Consider the following 17029-nt stretch of genomic DNA (forward strand, 5'->3'; position numbering starts at 1 on the left):
GGTCTTTGATCTGCTCGTCGCCGACGGTTCGAGGTCGCCCGGGCCGGGGTTCGTCGAGCAACCCCTCGCAGCGGTGCTCGACGAACCGGCCTCGCCATCGCCGCACGGTACTGCGATTGAGGCCGAGTCGTTGTGCCACTTCGGTATTCGACCCGCCATCAGCGGCAGCGAGAACGATTCGTGATCGCATCGCCAAACCCGAGGCCGTCGTTCGCCGACGCGCCCACCCTTCGAGCTCACGGCGCTCATCATCAGTCAGAACAATATCCACTGCTCGCGGACCCCGGGTTGCCATTCCCCAGTCTATCAACCGAATGACAATTAATGACTCAGGACACTAGATCTCCAACCGCACGCGGGCGACCTGCTCGCTGTCGTCCACGGCGGGGGCAAACACGGCGGGGTCAAAGACGTGCGGCGCGACTGGCACAATGCGAGGCGTGAGCAGAGGTGACCGTCAGTTGTGGGTACGTGTCCTTCGCTTCGTCGCCGCAGTCGTCGGCATCGCTGCGATCGCATACGTGCCGGTCACCGCGTCCGATGGTTTCGGCTTCGCCAACTACTTCAGCTACTTCACCATCCTGAGCAACGTCGGCGCGGCCATCGTGCTGCTCGGCGGTGCACTGTTGACGCCAATAGGGTTGTGGTGGCAGTGGTTTCGCGGCGCAGTGACCACCGCGATGCTGATCACCGCGATCGTCTACGCACTTCTGTTGTCGCACATCGACGTCAATCTCTCCGGCGAGTGGACCAACACCGTGCTGCACCGCCTCATCCCGCTCGTTCTGCTCATCGACTGGGCAGTCTTCCGACCTAGGGTTCTGCCTGCCCTCTCCTGGTTGACCTGGCTGGCGTTCCCACTCGTCTATGGCGTCTACACATTGACGCGAGGCCCCATCGTCGACTGGTACCCGTACCCGTTCATCGATCCGCGAAGTCAGGGGTACCTGTCGATGACGCTCGGTGTGGTGGTCGTCTTCATCGGGATGACCGCGCTGTCAGCGGGCGTGTACTGGCTCGGCACACGCGGCGCGCGTAGCCGACCGCATGCTGAGCCCACCGCCAGCTGATCTCACCTGTCCGGAGAGTCGACGTCGAGCGCATCGGTGACCATCTCCACCCAGGTGTCGACCACCTGCGCGCGGCGTCGTGCATCGTCCGACAGTGTGTCCGCCAGTCCGAGACCGCGTGCGAGGTCGAGTGTCACCTGTGCGACGCGGTGTGCCCGAGGGTTCGTGCCGTCGGGGTCCAGTGCGGCAACAGTCACCCGATGTGCCGCTCGCGCGAACTTGGCCTCCATCGGCAGAATCAGTTCGCGTAGCGCCGAATCCGACGCTGCCGCCGCCCAGATCTGCAGCGACGCCTTGAATTCGGTCCCGGTGTAGATACTCACGGCCTGCTCGACCGCTATCCGCACGCGCCGTGACTCGTCCGCGTCGGGGCGAATCAACGTGTCGGCGTTGAGGGTGAGGTCGTCGAAGATCTGCTCGAGCGTCGCCGAGATCAATGCCTCGCGTGTGGGAAAGTGGTGTTGCGCAGCGCCTCTGGACACCCCCGCGCGTTGGGCGACCGCGGCCACCGTTGCCGACGCCCATCCCTCGTGAGCCAGAACCTGAATGGCTGAGCGCAGCAACCGTTCCCGCGTCTGGCGGGACCGTTCCTGCTGTGGTTCACGGTTTGTCGTCGTACGCGGAGACGTCATGTTCTCGTAGCTCCGGTGTCGGCTTGCGTTGCGGTCAGATCCCACGGCGGCCGCCCCTTGGACAGAAACGCTTCCATCCCCGCGCGTGCGTCGTCGCCAGCGAACAATGTCGCCGATTCCAGTGCACGACGCTGCGCCAACCGCTCGAACTCGTCGCGCACCGACGCGGTGGTGAGTTCCTTCGACGCGGCGAGGCCGACCGGCGACGCACGTCGGATGCCGTCGAGGATCTCCCCCAACGACTGCGTGAGAGCCTCCGTGCTGTCACACGCTTGCGTGATGACTCCGATCGACGCCGCAACCGACGCGTCGAACTTCTCACCGGTCAGGAAGTATCGACCAGCACCTCGCGCCGTCATCTTCGGCACCAGCACGAGCGAGATCACCGATGGTGCAAGGCCGAGCCGGGCCTCGGTCAGCGCGAAGGTGCTCTTCGGTCCGGCAAGTGCGATATCGGTGGCACCGAGCAGGCCGAAACCTCCTGCCCTGACATGCCCGTCGACGTGTGCGATCACCGGTTTGGGCAGCTCGAGGATCGTGCGCATTAACTCGACCATCGACGACGTCGCTTCGGCAGACGCCTCCTCGGCAGAGGCGCCCCGCTTGAGCGCCTCGCCGAGATCGGCACCCGCACAGAAGGTTCTGCCCGCATGTGTCAGCACGACGGCCCGCACGCTCTCATCGGTCGCCGCCCTCGTCAGTCCCGACGACAGTTGGGTCACCAGCGCGCGACTCAACGCATTGCGGTTGCCCGGCGAGTCGAGTGTGAGCGTCATGACCCCGGCGTCGATCCCGACGTGTACGACTTCGCTGTCTGTGGTGGTCATCGACCTGCGCCTTCCTGTGGTCCTCGGTCAGAGTTGGTCTGCTGTGGTTGGTCTGGGATGAATGGCGAATCGGAAACGGCGGTGCCGGGACGAATCAGTACGACTTCGGCAGTCCAAGACTGGTCTGCGCGACGAAGTTCAGCACCATCTCGCGGCTGACCGGTGCCACACGCGCAATTCGAGCGAGCGAAAGCAGCGGCGCCACACCGTATTCGGTTGTCAGTCCGTTGCCACCCATGGACTGAACGGCTTGGTCGACGATCTTGACGCACGCCTCGGCGGCCGCATACTTCGCCATGTTCGCCGGTTCGGCAGCGCCCCAGTCGTCTCCCGCGTCGTAGAGGGTGGCGGCCTTCTGCATCATGAGCTTGGCCATCTCGAGTTCGATCTTGCCCTGCGCCAGCGGATGTGCGATGGCCTGGTGCGCTCCGATCGGGGTCTTCCAGACCGTGCGCTCCTTCACGTAGTCGACGGCTTTGCCCAGCGCGAAACGACCCATCCCCACCGCCGACGCCGCAGCCATGATGCGTTCTGGATTCAGACCGGCGAAGAGTTGGCTCAGTGCCGCGTCCGGGGAGCCGACGAGTGCGTCAGCAGGCAGGCGCACATCGTCGAGGTAGAGCCCGAACTGCTTTTCCGGGTTCACCAATTCCATGTCGATCATCTTGTATTCGAACCCCGGTGCGTCCGTGGGCACGATGAACAGCGCGGGCCGCAACTTGCCGGTCTTCGCATCCTCGCTCCGACCCACGATGAGAACGGCATCGGCCTGATCGACACCGGAGATGTACACCTTGCGCCCGTTGAGGACCCAGTCCGATCCGTCGCGCGATGCCGTGGTGGTGATCTGATGCGAATTCGATCCGGCGTCGGGTTCGGTGATACCGAAGGCCATGGTGATCGATCCGTCCGCAAGCCCTGGCAGCCACCGGTCGCGCTGCTCGTCGGTGCCGAAGCGCGCAATGATGTTGCCGCAGATGGCCGGCGAGACAACGAGCATCAGCAGGCCGGTGCCCGCCGCCGCGATCTCCTCCATCACGATCGACAACTCGTACATTCCTGCGCCGCCACCGCCGTACTCCTCGGGAAGATTCACCCCGATGAAGCCCAGTTTGCCCGCCTCCGACCACAATTCGTCGGTCTTGCGACCCTCACGGGCGCATTCGCGGAAGTAGTCCTGCCCGTACTTGGTGGCCAGCGCGGCCACCGATGCACGCAGATCGGCCCGTTCAGCCGTTTCGACGAAGCTCATGCGGATGTCTCCTGAGGTGTTGGTGCGTCGGAATGCTCTGTCTCGCTGTCGTTGTCGGCCTCATCGGTGATGATCGCAAGCACATCGCCGACGGCGAGTTGGCGTCCCGCTTCGACGGCGAGCGTGCTGACCACACCGTCGGCGGGAGCCGCGACGGTGTGCTCCATCTTCATCGCCTCGAGCCAGATCAACGGCTGACCGGCGGTCACACGGTCGCCTTCGGAAACCGCAACGCGGATCACCGAACCCGGCATCGGCGCGAGGAGCGAACCCGGTCGCGCAACGGCACTGGGATCGACGAATCGCGGCGGCCGACGGAAGTGCACCGACGCGCCTGCGGTGTCGACGTAGACGTCGTCGCAGTATCGCGCGACGTCGAAGGTCCGTCGAATGCCGTTGTGGGAGAGTACGACCTGCTCTGTCGTCGTGGATACGACCTTGGTGTCGGCGACGTCGGGAAGCTCGACGCTCCCGCCTCGGGTGCACCGGTATCGAACCTCGTGTTCGACGTCGTCGTCGGTACGGAACGTCTTGTGCGAGTACTGCGACGGCATGTTCCGCCAGCCTGCGGGCAGACTTCGCTGGACGCGAGCGCGTTCCCGGTTGACGGCCACCTCCGCCAGCGTTGCGGCAACGGCGGCGAGTGTCACCGTCGACTCGTCGGCCAGCGGCGCCGACAAGACGTCGAGGCCGATCTGGTCGAGATATCCGGTGTCGGTATCGCCGCTGAGGAACGTCGGCTCCCGCAGCGTGTTCACCAGCATGTCGCGGTTGGTTGTCGGGCCGTGGAGCGCCGCGTCGGACAGCGCTCTGGCGAGAATCGCAGCGGCACGAGCACGTGTCGGCGCCCAACTGATGACCTTGGCCAACATCGGATCGTAGAACGTCGAGATCTCCGAGCCTGATTCGATACCCGCGTCCACACGCACGCCCGGACGGTCGAGCGGACCGAAATGCGTCTGCGCGTCGATCTCGATGCGGTGCATGGTTCCCGACTGCGGTTGCCATCCCGCAGACGGATCCTCGGCGTAGAGGCGGACCTCGATCGCGTGGCCGCGAGTACCGGGCTCCTCGACGTCGAGGTGCTCGCCCATCGCGACACGCAGTTGCCAGGCAACGAGGTCGGTCCCCGTCGTGAGTTCCGTGACCGGATGTTCCACCTGCAGACGCGTATTGGTCTCCAGGAAGTAGAAGCGACCGGTCTCGTCGGCGAGGAATTCCACGGTTCCCGCACCCGTGTAGCCGATCGCCGACACGGCCTTCCTGGCGGCGTCGTAGAGGCGTTCACGGAGATCTCCGCCGATCCGTTCGACGAGAGGCGCAGGGGCCTCCTCGATCACCTTCTGGTGACGACGCTGGATCGAGCATTCACGCTCTCCGACGGCCCAGACGGCGCCGTGCTCGTCGGCGAGCACCTGCACCTCAATGTGGTGTCCCCGTTCGACATACGGCTCGCAGAAGACCGTCGGATCACCGAAGGCCGACGCCGCTTCGCGTTCGGCAGCGGCAACCTGCTCGGCCAACTCGTCGACCGACCGCACGATCCGCATGCCGCGTCCACCGCCGCCCGCAGACGCCTTGATCAGCAGTGGGAGGTCGCTCTCGGTGACTCCGGCAGGGTCGATGTCGCCCAGGACGGGTACGCCTGCGTCGGCCATCAGCTTCTTGGCGTTGACCTTTGACCCCATCGCGTCGATCGCCCCGGGTGGGGGCCCGATCCACGTCAGTCCCGCGTCTATCACCGATTGCGCGAACTCCGCGTTTTCCGAGAGGAATCCGTAGCCGGGATGAATCGCATCCGCGCCCGCGAGCTTGGCGGCCTCGATGATCTTGTCACCGCGCAGATAGGTCTCTGCCGACGTCGAGCCGGGAAGTGCCACAGCGACATCGGCTGCGGCGACGTGCGGCGCATCGGCGTCCGGATCGGAGTAGACCGCAACGGTCCCGAGGCCCATCTGACGACAGGTCACGAACACACGTCGCGCGATCTCGCCGCGATTGGCGACAAGCACCGAGGTGATCGTTGAATGTTGTTCTGTCATCTCACACCTCACATCCGGAAGACGCCGAAACTCGACGTCCCCTCGACCGGACCGTTATGGATCGCCGACAAGCACAGCCCCAGAACGGTTCTCGTGTCACGCGGGTCGATCACACCGTCGTCGTAGAGCATGCCCGACAAGAACGCGGGCACCGATTCGGCCTCGATCTGCGCCTCGATCATCTGCCGCATCCCCGCGTCTGCCGCCTCGTCGACAGTGCCGCCACGAGCCTCGGTCGCCGCGCGCGAGACGATCGAGATGACGCCTGCCAGTTGCGCGGCTCCCATCACCGCCGACTTCGCGCTCGGCCAGGCGAACAAGAATCGCGGATCGTATGCCCGCCCGCACATTCCGTAGTGACCCGCGCCGTAGCTGGCACCCATCAGCACCGACAGGTGCGGCACCTTCGAATTCGACACCGCGTTGATCATCATCGCGCCGTGCTTGATGATGCCGTTCTGTTCGTACTCCTTACCGACCATGTAACCGGTTGTGTTGTGCAGGAACAGCAGCGGCGTGTTGGAGCGATTGGCGAGCTCGATGAACTGCGTGGCCTTCTGCGCCTCCTGGCTGAACAACACACCTTGCGCGTTGGCCAGGATGCCGACGGGATAGCCGTGGATGTCGGCCCATCCCGTGCACAGCGAGTTGCCGTACTCGGGCTTGAACTCGTCGAAATCGCTGTCGTCGACGACGCGCGCGATCACGTCGCGCGGGTTGAACGGGATCTTGAGATCTGGCGGGACGATGCCGAGGAGTTCCTCGGGGTCGTAGCGCGGTTCCCGCACCTGCGCGCGCGGTTGTCCGCCCGCCTTGGTCCAGTTGAGCCGCGACACGATCCGACGCCCGATCCGGATCGCATCCTGTTCGTCGGCGGCGTAGTAGTCGGCAAGACCCGACGTGCGCGCGTGCATCTGAGCGCCGCCAAGGGACTCGTCGTCGCTTTCCTCGCCGGTGGCCATCTTCACCAGCGGCGGTCCGCCGAGGAACACCTTGGAGCGTCCGTCGATCATCACGACGTGATCGCTCATGCCCGGGATGTACGCTCCGCCGGCCGTCGAGTTACCGAAGACCAATGCGATGGTCGGGATACCCGCCGCCGACAGCCGCGTCAGATCGCGGAACATCCGCCCGCCGGGGACGAACACCTCCTTCTGCGTCGGCAGATCGGCACCACCCGACTCGACGAGCGAGATCACCGGGAGTCTGTTCTGCATGGCGATATCGTTGGCGCGCAGTGTCTTACGCAGCGTCCACGGATTCGACGTCCCGCCCTTGACCGTCGGGTCACTGGCAACGACGAGACATTCGACCCCCTCGACGACGCCGATCCCCACGACGACCGACGCTCCGACGTGGAAGTCCGACCCATACGCCGCGAGCGGGCACAGTTCGAGAAAGTCCGAATCCTCGTCGAGCAGCATCTCGATGCGCTCACGCGCGGTCATCTTGCCGCGCTTGCGATGCCGCTCGACGTACTTGTCACCGCCACCCGCGAGGGCCTTGTCGAGTTCACCGTGTATCTGGTCGAGCTTCTCCAGCATCGAATCGCGTGCGGCGGTGAAGTCGTCACTCGTCGAGTCGATCGTCGAACGCAATGCGGTCATCGTGTGCTCCCCTGTGCGATGTAGCCGAGTCGTTTTGCCGCGAGCCCGCTCAGGATCTCGGTGGTTCCCCCACCGATCCCCAGGATTCGCATGTCCCGATACTGACGCTCGACCTCGGTGCCCGTCATGTAGCCGAGGCCACCGAAGAGCTGAACAGCCTTGTCGGCCACCCACTCCCCGGTCTGCACCGCGGTGTTCTTCGCGAAACACACCTCGGCGATCAGGTCGTCGTCGGACGTCACCTTGCGGTTGACGACCCCACGCGCGTAGGTCCGCGCAACGTCGATGCGTCGAGCCATCTCGGTCAGCGTGTCCTGCACCGACTGTCGGGCGGCGAGCGGCTTGCCGAAGGTCTCGCGTTCGCGGGTCCAGTCGAGAGTGAGGTCGAGGCAGCGTTGCGCACTGGCGTAGGCCTGCACGGCGAGTCCGGACCGTTCGGTCACGAACGCCGCGGCGATCTGGGCGAATCCGCTGTTCTCGGCGCCGACGAGGTTCGTCGCCGGAACGCGTACGTCGACAAAGGCCAACTCCGCGGTGTCCGAACTGCGCCACCCCATCTTGTCGAGCTTGCGCGTCACCGTGAAACCCGGTGTGTCCTTCTCGATCACGAGAAGCGAGACCCCGGACGCTCCCGGTCCGCCTTTACGTACCGCGGTGACGACGAAGTCGGCGCGCACCGCGGAGGTGATGTAGGTTTTGGCGCCGTTGACGATGAAGTCGTCGCCATCGCGCTGTGCCCGCGTCGTCAGATGCCCGACGTCGCTTCCGCCGCCCGGCTCGGTGATCGCAAGGCTGCCGATCTTCTCGCCTGCGAGCGTCGGCCGCACCCATCGGTCGATCTGGTCGGGATCGCCTGCGGCGATCAAGTGCGGCAACGCGATTCCGTGCGTGAACAGCGACGCGAAGACGCCCGCGGCACCACCCGCGTAGTGGAACTCTTCGCCCAGAATCGACGCATCGATGAGGTCGCCACCACTGCCACCGACGGACTCGTCGATGCCCAGTCCGAAGAGACCGAGTTTGGCTGCCTCGGAGTGCAACTCGCGGGGAATCAGGCCGTCGCGTTCCCACTCGTCCTGATTAGGCAGCACATGACGTTCGACGAATCCGCGAACCGCGTCACGCAGGGCGCGTCGTTCCGGCGTCTCCCACTGCGGATCTACAAGTGGCACAGCTCAGTTCCTTTCCGAAGACTCGGATGATGGCGCGGCAGAGGCCGTCTCGGCGACGAAGCTCAGCGGTATGGGCACAGGTCGTGAACGCAGCCACTCGCCCATCCCCTTGGCCTGCGGGTCGAAGCGCACATTGTCGGCGACGCCGCGCCCGAGCACTCCCTCGATGACGAAGTTCAGCGCCGACAGGTTGGGCAGCCGAAAACGCTTGACCTCGAGGTCGGCGATCTCCGGCAGGAGCTTCTTGATCAGGTCGACGTCGAGCGTCGCGTCGAGCCAGTCGAAGTGGTCTGGATTACGTACCCACACACCGATATTGGCGCTGCCTCCCTTGTCGCCGCTGCGCGCTCCGGCCACCAGACCGAGTGGCGACGCCGCGGTGGGCCCGGGATCGTCGACGTCGACGACGCTGCGCGGTTCGGACTCGTCAGCGGGAACCTGGGTACGCAGTGGACTCGGTTCGATGCTCTCGCTCACGCCGTCTGCGAAGGACACACGATGATCGACGAGCTTCGCGTCGACGTATCCCGGCTCGAAAACGCCGAAGGGAGCGCCCTTTCCGGGGGGTGCGAGCATCGTGAATCCGGGAAAGGTCGCCAGCGCCAGTTCAACAGCGGTGTTGCTGAATGCACGGCCGACCTTCTCGGGGTCGGTATCTCGGGCAACGCAGCGCAGCAGCGCCGTCGCCTGTTCCTCTGTCTGCGCGTCGGGTCGATCGAGTCGTACCAACTCCCACGTCATCTGCTCGGGCACCGACGACAGTTCCGCGCGGAACTGATCGCGGAACAGTTCGGCCTTGTCCTCGATATCGAGTCCGGTGATCGCGACGGTGATCTCGTTGCGGATGCCTGCGAGATGGTTGAGCGAGACCTTGACCGTCTCGGGCGGCGCCTCGCCCTTGACACCACTGATCGCCACCCGATCCTCACCGTCGGAACGCAGCGAGATGGTGTCGAGCCGGGTGGTCACGTCCGGGCCGAGGTAGCGAGGACCACCGACCTCGTAAAGCAGTTGTGCCGTCACGGTTCCCACGGTCACCGCACCGCCGGTGTTGGGGTGTTTGGTGATCACCGACGTGCCGTCGGAGGCGATCTCCGCGATAGGGAATCCGAGGTGTCCCATCCGGGGCAGCTCCGTGAAGAACGAATAGTTGCCGCCTGTCGCCTGCGCGCCGCATTCGATCACGTGACCCGCGACGACAGCGCCCGCCAGAGCGTCGAGATCGCCGTACTCCCAATCGAATGCGCTCGCAGCTGGCCCGACGGTCAACGAGGCATCGGTGATCCGCCCGGTGACGACGACGTCAGCACCCGAATCGAGCGCCGACTTGATGCCGAAGGCCCCGAGGTATGCGTTTGCCGTCAGCGGTGTGCCGAGTCCGAGATCGTCTGCGCGGTCGAGGATGTCGTCGCCGTCGACGAACGCGATCGATGCGTCGACGCCGAGCTTGTCCGCCAGTTCGCGCAGCGCAACCGCGAGGCCGTGCGGGTTGAGGCCGCCCGCGTTGCTCACGATCCGCACGCCCTTGTCGACGGCGAGCCCGAGGCACTCCTCCATTTGACGCAGAAATGTCTTGGCGTAACCCGTTTTCGGGTCCTTCAACCGATCGCGGCCGAGGATGAGCATGGTCAGCTCGGCGAGATAATCGCCTGTCAGATAGTCGAGTTCACCACCCTCGAGCATCTCGCGCATCGCGCTGAAGCGATCGCCATAGAAGCCCGAGGCGTTGCCGATTCGGACGGGGCGGTTCGATCGGCTGGTGTTGGTGCGACTTGTGGTTGAAGTCATCGCTACTCCGATTCGGATGGTCGACTGTGCGGACAGTTCTTGTGCTCGGGCGTTCAGAAGGTTGCGGCGTTACGCGGGGCACGGCCCGCTCCGGGAGGACCAGCGAAACACTGTGCGATCGCGGCCCATTCGCGGGCGCGCTCGCCGTCGAGTTGCAGGTCGAGGTCTGCGAGTGCACGTCGCTGGGTGACGAGCTGACAGAAGTCGACGGCGGGCCCGCGCACCGTGCCGTCGACGGCGTCGGGATCATCGGGTCCCCACGTCCACAGCTCGCCCGACGGCGCGACCAGTTCGATCCGGAAAGGCCGCTGCGGCGGTGTCATCCCGTTGACCGCATACGCGAAATCGCGCGTGCGGACACCGATGTGAGCGACGTGCCGGATGCTGTCGGTCGGTTCGAGTTCGACGCCGAGCGCGTCGGCTATGTCGAGTCCGTGCGCCCAGGTCTCCATGATCCGTGCGGTGGCCATCGACGCCGCAGACATCGGCGGTCCGAACCACGGGATCTTCGCGCCATCCGGGACGTCGACGAGTGCCTGCCCCAGTGCGGCGCGCGCGGCGCGCCAGTCGTCGAGCAACTCGCCCTTGGGGCGTGCGGCGCCTTCTTCGGCGGTCACATCGGTGAAGCCGTCGATGTTGCGCATCGCCTCTGCGACGACCTCGGCGAAGGCTTCGGGGTCGGTGGCCGCGAGGAGCGCCACCTTGTCCGTCCAGTACAGGTGCGCGATCTGGTGCGCGACCGTCCACCCCGGCGCCGGAGTATCGGCGTGCCACGAAGCATCGTCGAGCGACGACACCAGCGCGTCCAGTTCATCTCCTGCGGCGGCGAGATCAGCCACGAGATCACTCACGATCGACATGTAAGCAGCGTCACACAGTCGACCGTAAAAAGCAATCACGCTTGCTTGTTTTTTCCATCCGCCCAGTTCGGAGGCCTGTCATAGCACCCACGTAGGCTTGTCGACGATGAGTTTTCGACCGCCCCGCATCAGTCGGCTACCAACTCCCCACCTCGAACCGTTGAACGCGCGGGATGTCGTCGTCGGTGACGTGATCGAGGCTTCCCTGATCGCCGACACCGACCTCGCGGGCGTCGATTTCGGCGACGTCTCGCTCACGACGTGCGCCGTGGTGCGCACGTCGCTCGACGATGCCGACCTCACCGGCGTCCGCATCGTCGACAGCAGACTCGACGAGGTGAGCAGCGCACGAGTGTTCGCGCCGCGCTCGATGCTGCACAACGTGCGCATCGAGAACAGCCGAATCGGCGCGCTCGACCTCTTCGGCGGAAAGATGCGTTCGGTGATCATCTCCGACTGCAAGCTCGGTCTGGTCAACCTCAGCGGCAACGAGGCTCGCGACGTGATCTTCCGGTCGTGCGTCATCGACGAACTCGACGTCTCGGAGGCCACGTTGATGCGCGTCGCCTTCGACGACACCACCGTCACCTCGCTCGACGTCCATCGCGCCACGCTGACCGACGTCGATCTCCGCAACCTCCGAGTTGGCAACGTACGCAATCTCGGAGGGCTTGCCGGCGCGACGATCACCGCCCATCAGGCCGTCGGGCTGGCCGAGCAGTTCGCTGCCCACCTCGGTATCGCCGTCGAGTAGCGCGTTTTCAGCGGAAGTGGATGTCCGCGGCGCCGTCGGCGAGCAGCGTGCCGTCGGGGCCGGTCATGCGCGTCGAGAACGTCGCGATTCGACGCCCCACCTTCAACGGCTCGACGTCGACGATCACACGACTACCGTCGACCGGCGGTGAGCGGAAGTACGCCACCGAGAGATCACCGACGCGATACTCCTGGCCGGCACGAGCCCTCTGCTGCCCCGCGAGCGAGCACGCCGCACCGACGATGGTGCCGATCACGCCACCGTGCATGGTCCCGAACATGTTGCCCATCCATGCCTCCGTGTCGACGACGAGTCGCAGGGCATTCGACGGCGCGCCGTCGACATCAATGGTGGCGTTGAGCAACTCGGCGAGCGGACCACGGTCACGCTCTCCCCGAGCGATCTGTTCGACGATGGCCTCGCCGTCGAGATCAACCGGAATCGGTTGTGCAAGAACAGCATCGAGCGACGCGGCGTCGGGGATGTCGTGGGCCAACTCTGCGTTGTCGAAATCGTCCGGAACCGCCCGTCCCACGGCGACGTTGCGCGCGGTGCCGACGCAGAAGTCCTCGGCTCCGACGCCGACGCGGATCTCGGTGACACCGACCTTGGCGTCGTGCATCAGCAGTTGCGCCGTGCCGGTGAGGTGGTCGGTGAGTCCTGCCCGGCCGACCGTCGACAACGCCAGGCGAGCCTGCATGCACGGCGAGTCAGTGGCGCGGTGATACGGGATGCCACCGATGTGGTCGAAAAGAACCGCGTACGCGGGGAGGTCGATGAGTCCGCGATGATCGGCGAATCGCGGGCCGAGTTGCTGCTCCGCGACGACCACACCGTCGTCGATACGCAGCGATCCGACACCGAACGCCGCGACCGGATCGCGCAACGCATTTGTCGTCGGCACGTGTGCGCCGTCGTCGTGGTTGTTGTCGTTCATGGGTTCACTTCATCACCCCGCGGCCCGGGGCAGGATTCCGACCCCGGGACGCAGGGAGTCCGATCACACTCAGATGACCCCGAGGGTTCGCAGCCCACGCGCGTAGTTGGCGACAACTTGCGACGTGATGTGCGGGATGTCGGCGTACTCGGCCGTCGCTGTGGTCACATTCCCCGAACGAACCGCCTCGGCGAAGAGCGGTGCGTTCACCACGCCGGCGTCGAGAGGTTCGACAGGGCGCACGTAATTGTGCAGCAGCGGGATCAATGAGTGTCGACGTTGCTTCTCCGGCAGATCGGCGAGGGCGTCGGAGAAGAGTCGGTACCAGTGGTCGTAGGCGTCGTCGACAAGTGCGATCTCTTCGCCGGACTCGATGAGCCAGCCGACAAATGTGTCGAGGTCGATACCGTCGGAGTGTGGATTGACCGCGTTGTACGTGACGTGACCGTCGCTGACCGCGAGCGTCGAGATGGCCGCGGCCAGGAAGTCGACGGGAAGCGCGTCGTAGTGCGCTCTCGCCCGACCACCGTCGGGGTCGAGTCGGTAGAACGACCGTGGTGCGAGGCCTGTCGCCAGGACGCTCATCAGCAGGCGCGTGAACATGTCCGGGAGGTTGAGCTGACCCAGGTCGGTGTCGTCGGCCACGATCATGTCGCATCGGAAGACGCTGACCGGCAACCCGAAGCGGTCGTGAGCGTCTGCCAGAAGCACCTCCCCTGCCCACTTGCTGTTGCCGTAGCCGTTCGCGTAGCCCTCGTGCACCTCGCGTGTCGGGCTGAGCTCGCGAATGTCTTTGTCCTCCACCAGTTCTGCGGAGACCACCTGGTCAGCCACTCCGACGGTCGAGATGTAGACGTAGGGCTTGCGGGTCGTCGTCAGCGCGAGGCGGATGAGTTCTGCGGTTCCAGAAACGTTCGGACCGAACAACTCCCGATAGGGCAGCAGGTGATTGACCAGTGCCGCGGGGTCGACGATGAGATCGATGTCGGCGGCGAGCCGGTTCCACACCGCGTCGTCGAGTCCGAGATTCGGCGAATCCTTGTCACCTGCGAGCACCGTCAGGTGATCTGGCGCCAATCGCAAATAGTCGGCGCGCAGCGGGCCGTCACCGACATCGAAGACCGCATCGAGGCGTCGCCTGGCGGTCTCGTCGTCGGAGGCACGGACCAGACAGGTCACGTGGCCGTCGACGCGGGCAACGCGCCGCAACCACTCCACTGCGAGGTATCGACCGAGGAATCCGGTTGCTCCGGTGAGTAATACTTCGCGCACGGTCTCGTCGGCGGGCGGCACGGTCGACGCTCCCGCCAGCGTTGCCTCGTCGAGGAAAGCGTCGACGGTGAGTTCGTCGGCGGCAGGTGCTGTTGGTCGGCGTGCACGATGTCTGCCGTGGGGCGCGCCTCGCCCTCCCGTCCGTCGATGTAGTCGGCGATGGCTGCGAGGTCGGAGGACGGACTCGTCAGCACACCCACCGAGACCTCTGCGTCGAAGACGTCGCGGAGTGTGTTCCCGAGGGTGACGGCGGTCAGCGAGTCACCACCGAGATCGGTGAACCTCGACTGCGCAGTCACCTCGTTCCCGGCGAGATCGAGTGTGGCCGAGACGATGTCGATCAGTACGTCGAGCGTCGGCCGACCCGCTGCGGATGCCCGAGCATCGCGAAGTCGATCGGCGCGGGCATTCGCGAGGTGTAGGTACAGGTCTTCGAGAGCGGGACCGTACGCCTCCTTGAGACGAGGCCGCGCGAGCTTGCGAATCCCGGTCAGCAAGCCGTTGGCCTCGGAGAACGCGGCGCGTTCGACGATGATGTCACGCGGGATCTCCACCGGCGCAAGGCCGTTGCGCTCGCCGATGTCGCGAACAGCCCGCAACAGCGTCGCGTGTAGTTCCTCGTCGTCGGAAGCGGCGTCGACGGCGTCATCGGTTGGCACCACGACCGCCAGCAGGTACGGGCGTGAACTATTGCCATACACGTAGATCTGACGGATCGGCGGTGAGGTCAGCGCGCTCTCGACGCGCGCAACCGTCACGAACTCACCCTGCGACAACTTCAACACGTTGTTCCGACGGTCGAGGTAGACGAGCTGATCGGGTCCGGTTTCTGCCATGACGTCGCCAGTTCGATAGAAGCCGTCGTCGTCGAACATCTCCGCGGTGAGCTCCGGTCGCCGATAGTAGCCGGCAAAGATGTCGGTGGTCTTGACGAGCAGCTCGCCGCGCGGGTGCGGGGTATCTGTTGTGCGATAACCGAGTTCGGGGACGTCGACGAGCTTGTAGTCGACGACCGGCGGTCGGATCACCGCCCCGTCGCGGATGACCCCGCCCGCCTCCGTCGATCCGTAGCCCTCCACGAGTGGGGCGTCGAGCATGCTCTCGACGAAGTCGACGACCTCGGGCGAGATCGGCGCCGACCCGGTCACGGCGAGTTGTGCGCGCTCGAAGTAGCGGCGCCGCATCGCGGCGAGGGCGTCGGCGTGCGAATCACTCTCGACGCCTTCGATTTCGGACAGATACTGCTGGTGCAGCATCTCCCAGATACGCGGCACGAAGTGCAGTTCGGTCGGCGCGACGGCCGCGAGGTCGTCGAGGAGTTCCGACAGGTCCGGCCGCGCGGTGAAGTAGGCGGTTCCACCGTTGCCGAGCGTTCGCATGAGCGTCGCTCTGCCCATCACGTGACTCATCGGCAAGAAGTTCAGGGTGACCCAGGCGTGGTGTTCGCTCGCGTCGTCTTCCCCTGTGGCACAGTCTGTTTCGAGTCCGAATCCCTGTCTGATCAACCGAAGCACTGCGTCCTGAGTGTACATGGCCCCCTTCGGCGCGCCGGTACTGCCGGAGGTGTAGATCAGCAGCGCGAGGTCGTCGGGTTGCGCGTCGCCGCTGACTTGCAGTGCCTCTTCGGCGTCGTCGGTGATCGACGACTCGGCGTCGAAGTGCACGTGGTGGACCGTGATTCCGAGCGGTTCCAACAGAGCGCGCGCACGTTCGACGGCGTCGAGTGCGGCTTCGGAGACGTCGAAGACGACGAGGTGCGCAAGGTCGGCGCGCAAGCCCTTCTCGATGAGTGCGGCGACTCGGGACAGCGAGTTGAACGACACCGCAAGGACTTTGGCCTGGGTCTCGTCGAGGATATCGGCGAACACGGAATCCGCGGCGCCTGATTGCAACGGCACCTCAACCGCGCGGAGTGGACCGAGAATTGCCAGACTCACCGCCGTGAAGTCGGCGCTGGTGAACCCCAGCGTGGCGACCCGATCGCCGGGCCCGACGTCCGCCGCGTCGCGCAGGAGCGATGCGACGGCCGCGACCCGACTACCGAGTTCACGGAAACTTACTGTGGACCAACGTGATTCGTGCTCGGCGTCACGGAACCCGAGCGCAGGACGGTCGGCGTACCCCTCGAAGAGAACTCGAAGTGCACCCTCCACCGACGTTTCCTCCCGCAGGCGGGCAGCAACGTCGGAGTCGGGGTGCCGTGCGGACACCGCGGCAGCAGGATCGGCGGAAAGATGGGTGGACATCAACAACCTCCGAACAATAGACAATTATTAGGGATGCGAACTAATACATCTCCACTGTTCTCCCCTGAATCGCCGCTGCGCCACGATCGGTGAGCCATCTCACCCGCAGATACGACGAACCCGACACTTCCGCGCGCCGTGTGCGCGTATGCCGCGTCGCACCTCGCCGACAGCCCCACCCCACGCGGCCGAAAGTAGGGGAAGGATTCTTTCCCCGACTTGTCGACGTTTCCCCGCGCAACTTCCCGAGAAAAGGTACGAAACCCGCGGAAGGGTTTCCTTCCCCTAGTTTCTGCACCCCGCGCGGGCGACTCCGACCGGCGCGCCGGCGCCAGCAACGGCCTCTTCGACGCTCACCGCGCGTCGTCGAACTCTTCCCCCACTCTCCGACGCTTCCCCGCGCAAGTTCTCGAGAAAACGCACACAACCCGCGGAAGAATTCTTTCCCCTAGTTTCTGCACCCCGCGCGGGCGACTCCGACCGGCGCGCCGGTGCCAGCAACGGCCTCTTCGACGCTCACCGCGCGTCGTCGAACTCTTCCCCCACTCTCCGACGCTTCCCCGCGCAAGT

Annotated in this window: 12 protein-coding genes and 1 pseudogene; 2 read left to right on the forward strand and 11 right to left on the reverse strand. The window is 65.2% G+C overall.

Going from position 1 to position 17029, the window contains the following annotated elements:
• Positions 1 to 295, reverse strand: a 295-nt coding sequence (locus tag A5785_RS23110; protein WP_156528153.1) for a helix-turn-helix domain-containing protein, incomplete at its 3' end; no start/stop codon positions are given.
• 145 nt (positions 296 to 440) lie between these two features.
• Between A5785_RS23110 and A5785_RS18655 the strand changes: the two genes are divergently transcribed.
• The gene (locus tag A5785_RS18655; RefSeq protein WP_231895164.1) at positions 441 to 1070 is read left to right on the forward strand and encodes a Pr6Pr family membrane protein; all 630 of its coding nucleotides are present in this window, start codon (positions 441 to 443) and stop codon (positions 1068 to 1070) included.
• Between the two features lie 2 nt (positions 1071 to 1072).
• Here A5785_RS18655 and A5785_RS18660 read toward each other — a convergent pair whose 3' ends face one another.
• The 8 genes from A5785_RS18660 to A5785_RS18695 all read right to left on the reverse strand — a co-directional run bounded on the left by A5785_RS18660 (position 1073) and on the right by A5785_RS18695 (position 11250).
• Complete coding sequence (locus A5785_RS18660; RefSeq protein WP_005206616.1) at positions 1073 to 1702, reverse strand: TetR/AcrR family transcriptional regulator; 630 nt, start codon at positions 1700 to 1702, stop codon at positions 1073 to 1075.
• On the reverse strand, positions 1699 to 2529 hold the full coding sequence (locus A5785_RS18665) for an enoyl-CoA hydratase family protein (RefSeq protein ID WP_064868338.1): 831 nt from the start codon (positions 2527 to 2529) through the stop codon (positions 1699 to 1701). The genes A5785_RS18660 and A5785_RS18665 overlap by 4 nt, the downstream gene beginning before the upstream one ends.
• A gap of 94 nt (positions 2530 to 2623) precedes the next feature.
• The gene (locus tag A5785_RS18670; protein WP_005206603.1) at positions 2624 to 3781 is read right to left on the reverse strand and encodes an acyl-CoA dehydrogenase family protein; all 1158 of its coding nucleotides are present in this window, start codon (positions 3779 to 3781) and stop codon (positions 2624 to 2626) included.
• Positions 3778 to 5823: an acetyl/propionyl/methylcrotonyl-CoA carboxylase subunit alpha gene (locus A5785_RS18675; protein ID WP_005206602.1), complete on the reverse strand. Its 2046-nt coding sequence runs from the start codon at positions 5821 to 5823 to the stop codon at positions 3778 to 3780. The genes A5785_RS18670 and A5785_RS18675 overlap by 4 nt, the downstream gene beginning before the upstream one ends.
• An 8-nt stretch (positions 5824 to 5831) precedes the next feature.
• Positions 5832 to 7430 (reverse strand): acyl-CoA carboxylase subunit beta, encoded by a 1599-nt coding sequence (locus A5785_RS18680; RefSeq protein WP_005206601.1) that lies wholly within the window; start codon positions 7428 to 7430, stop codon positions 5832 to 5834.
• Complete coding sequence (locus tag A5785_RS18685; RefSeq protein ID WP_005206600.1) at positions 7427 to 8602, reverse strand: acyl-CoA dehydrogenase family protein; 1176 nt, start codon at positions 8600 to 8602, stop codon at positions 7427 to 7429. Before A5785_RS18685 ends, A5785_RS18680 begins: the two co-directional genes overlap by 4 nt.
• Before the next feature lie 3 nt (positions 8603 to 8605).
• Positions 8606 to 10390 carry an acyclic terpene utilization AtuA family protein gene (locus tag A5785_RS18690; protein ID WP_005206599.1) on the reverse strand — a complete coding sequence of 595 codons (1785 nt, stop codon included), beginning with the start codon at positions 10388 to 10390 and terminating at the stop codon, positions 8606 to 8608.
• A gap of 53 nt (positions 10391 to 10443) precedes the next feature.
• On the reverse strand, positions 10444 to 11250 hold the full coding sequence (locus A5785_RS18695) for a TIGR03084 family metal-binding protein (RefSeq protein WP_039855872.1): 807 nt from the start codon (positions 11248 to 11250) through the stop codon (positions 10444 to 10446).
• A gap of 106 nt (positions 11251 to 11356) precedes the next feature.
• Here A5785_RS18695 and A5785_RS18700 point away from each other — a divergent pair, with 106 nt between their 5' ends.
• Entirely contained in the window at positions 11357 to 12004 is a 648-nt protein-coding gene (locus A5785_RS18700) for a pentapeptide repeat-containing protein (RefSeq protein WP_039855871.1), read from the forward strand.
• Positions 12005 to 12011: 7 nt separating this feature from the next.
• On the opposite strand, the gene A5785_RS18705 is transcribed toward A5785_RS18700, so the two are convergent.
• Together A5785_RS18705 and car are read right to left on the reverse strand one after the other, a co-directional pair.
• Complete coding sequence (locus A5785_RS18705) at positions 12012 to 12941, reverse strand: PaaI family thioesterase (protein ID WP_064868340.1); 930 nt, start codon at positions 12939 to 12941, stop codon at positions 12012 to 12014.
• 69 nt (positions 12942 to 13010) lie between these two features.
• A pseudogene (gene car / locus A5785_RS18710) lies at positions 13011 to 16459 on the reverse strand (carboxylic acid reductase).
• Positions 16460 to 17029: the final 570 nt, after the last annotated feature.

Origin of the sequence: Gordonia sp. 852002-50395_SCH5434458 (assembly GCF_001665905.1) — a bacterium.
GTDB classification, from domain to species: Bacteria; Actinomycetota; Actinomycetes; order Mycobacteriales; family Mycobacteriaceae; genus Gordonia; species Gordonia jacobaea.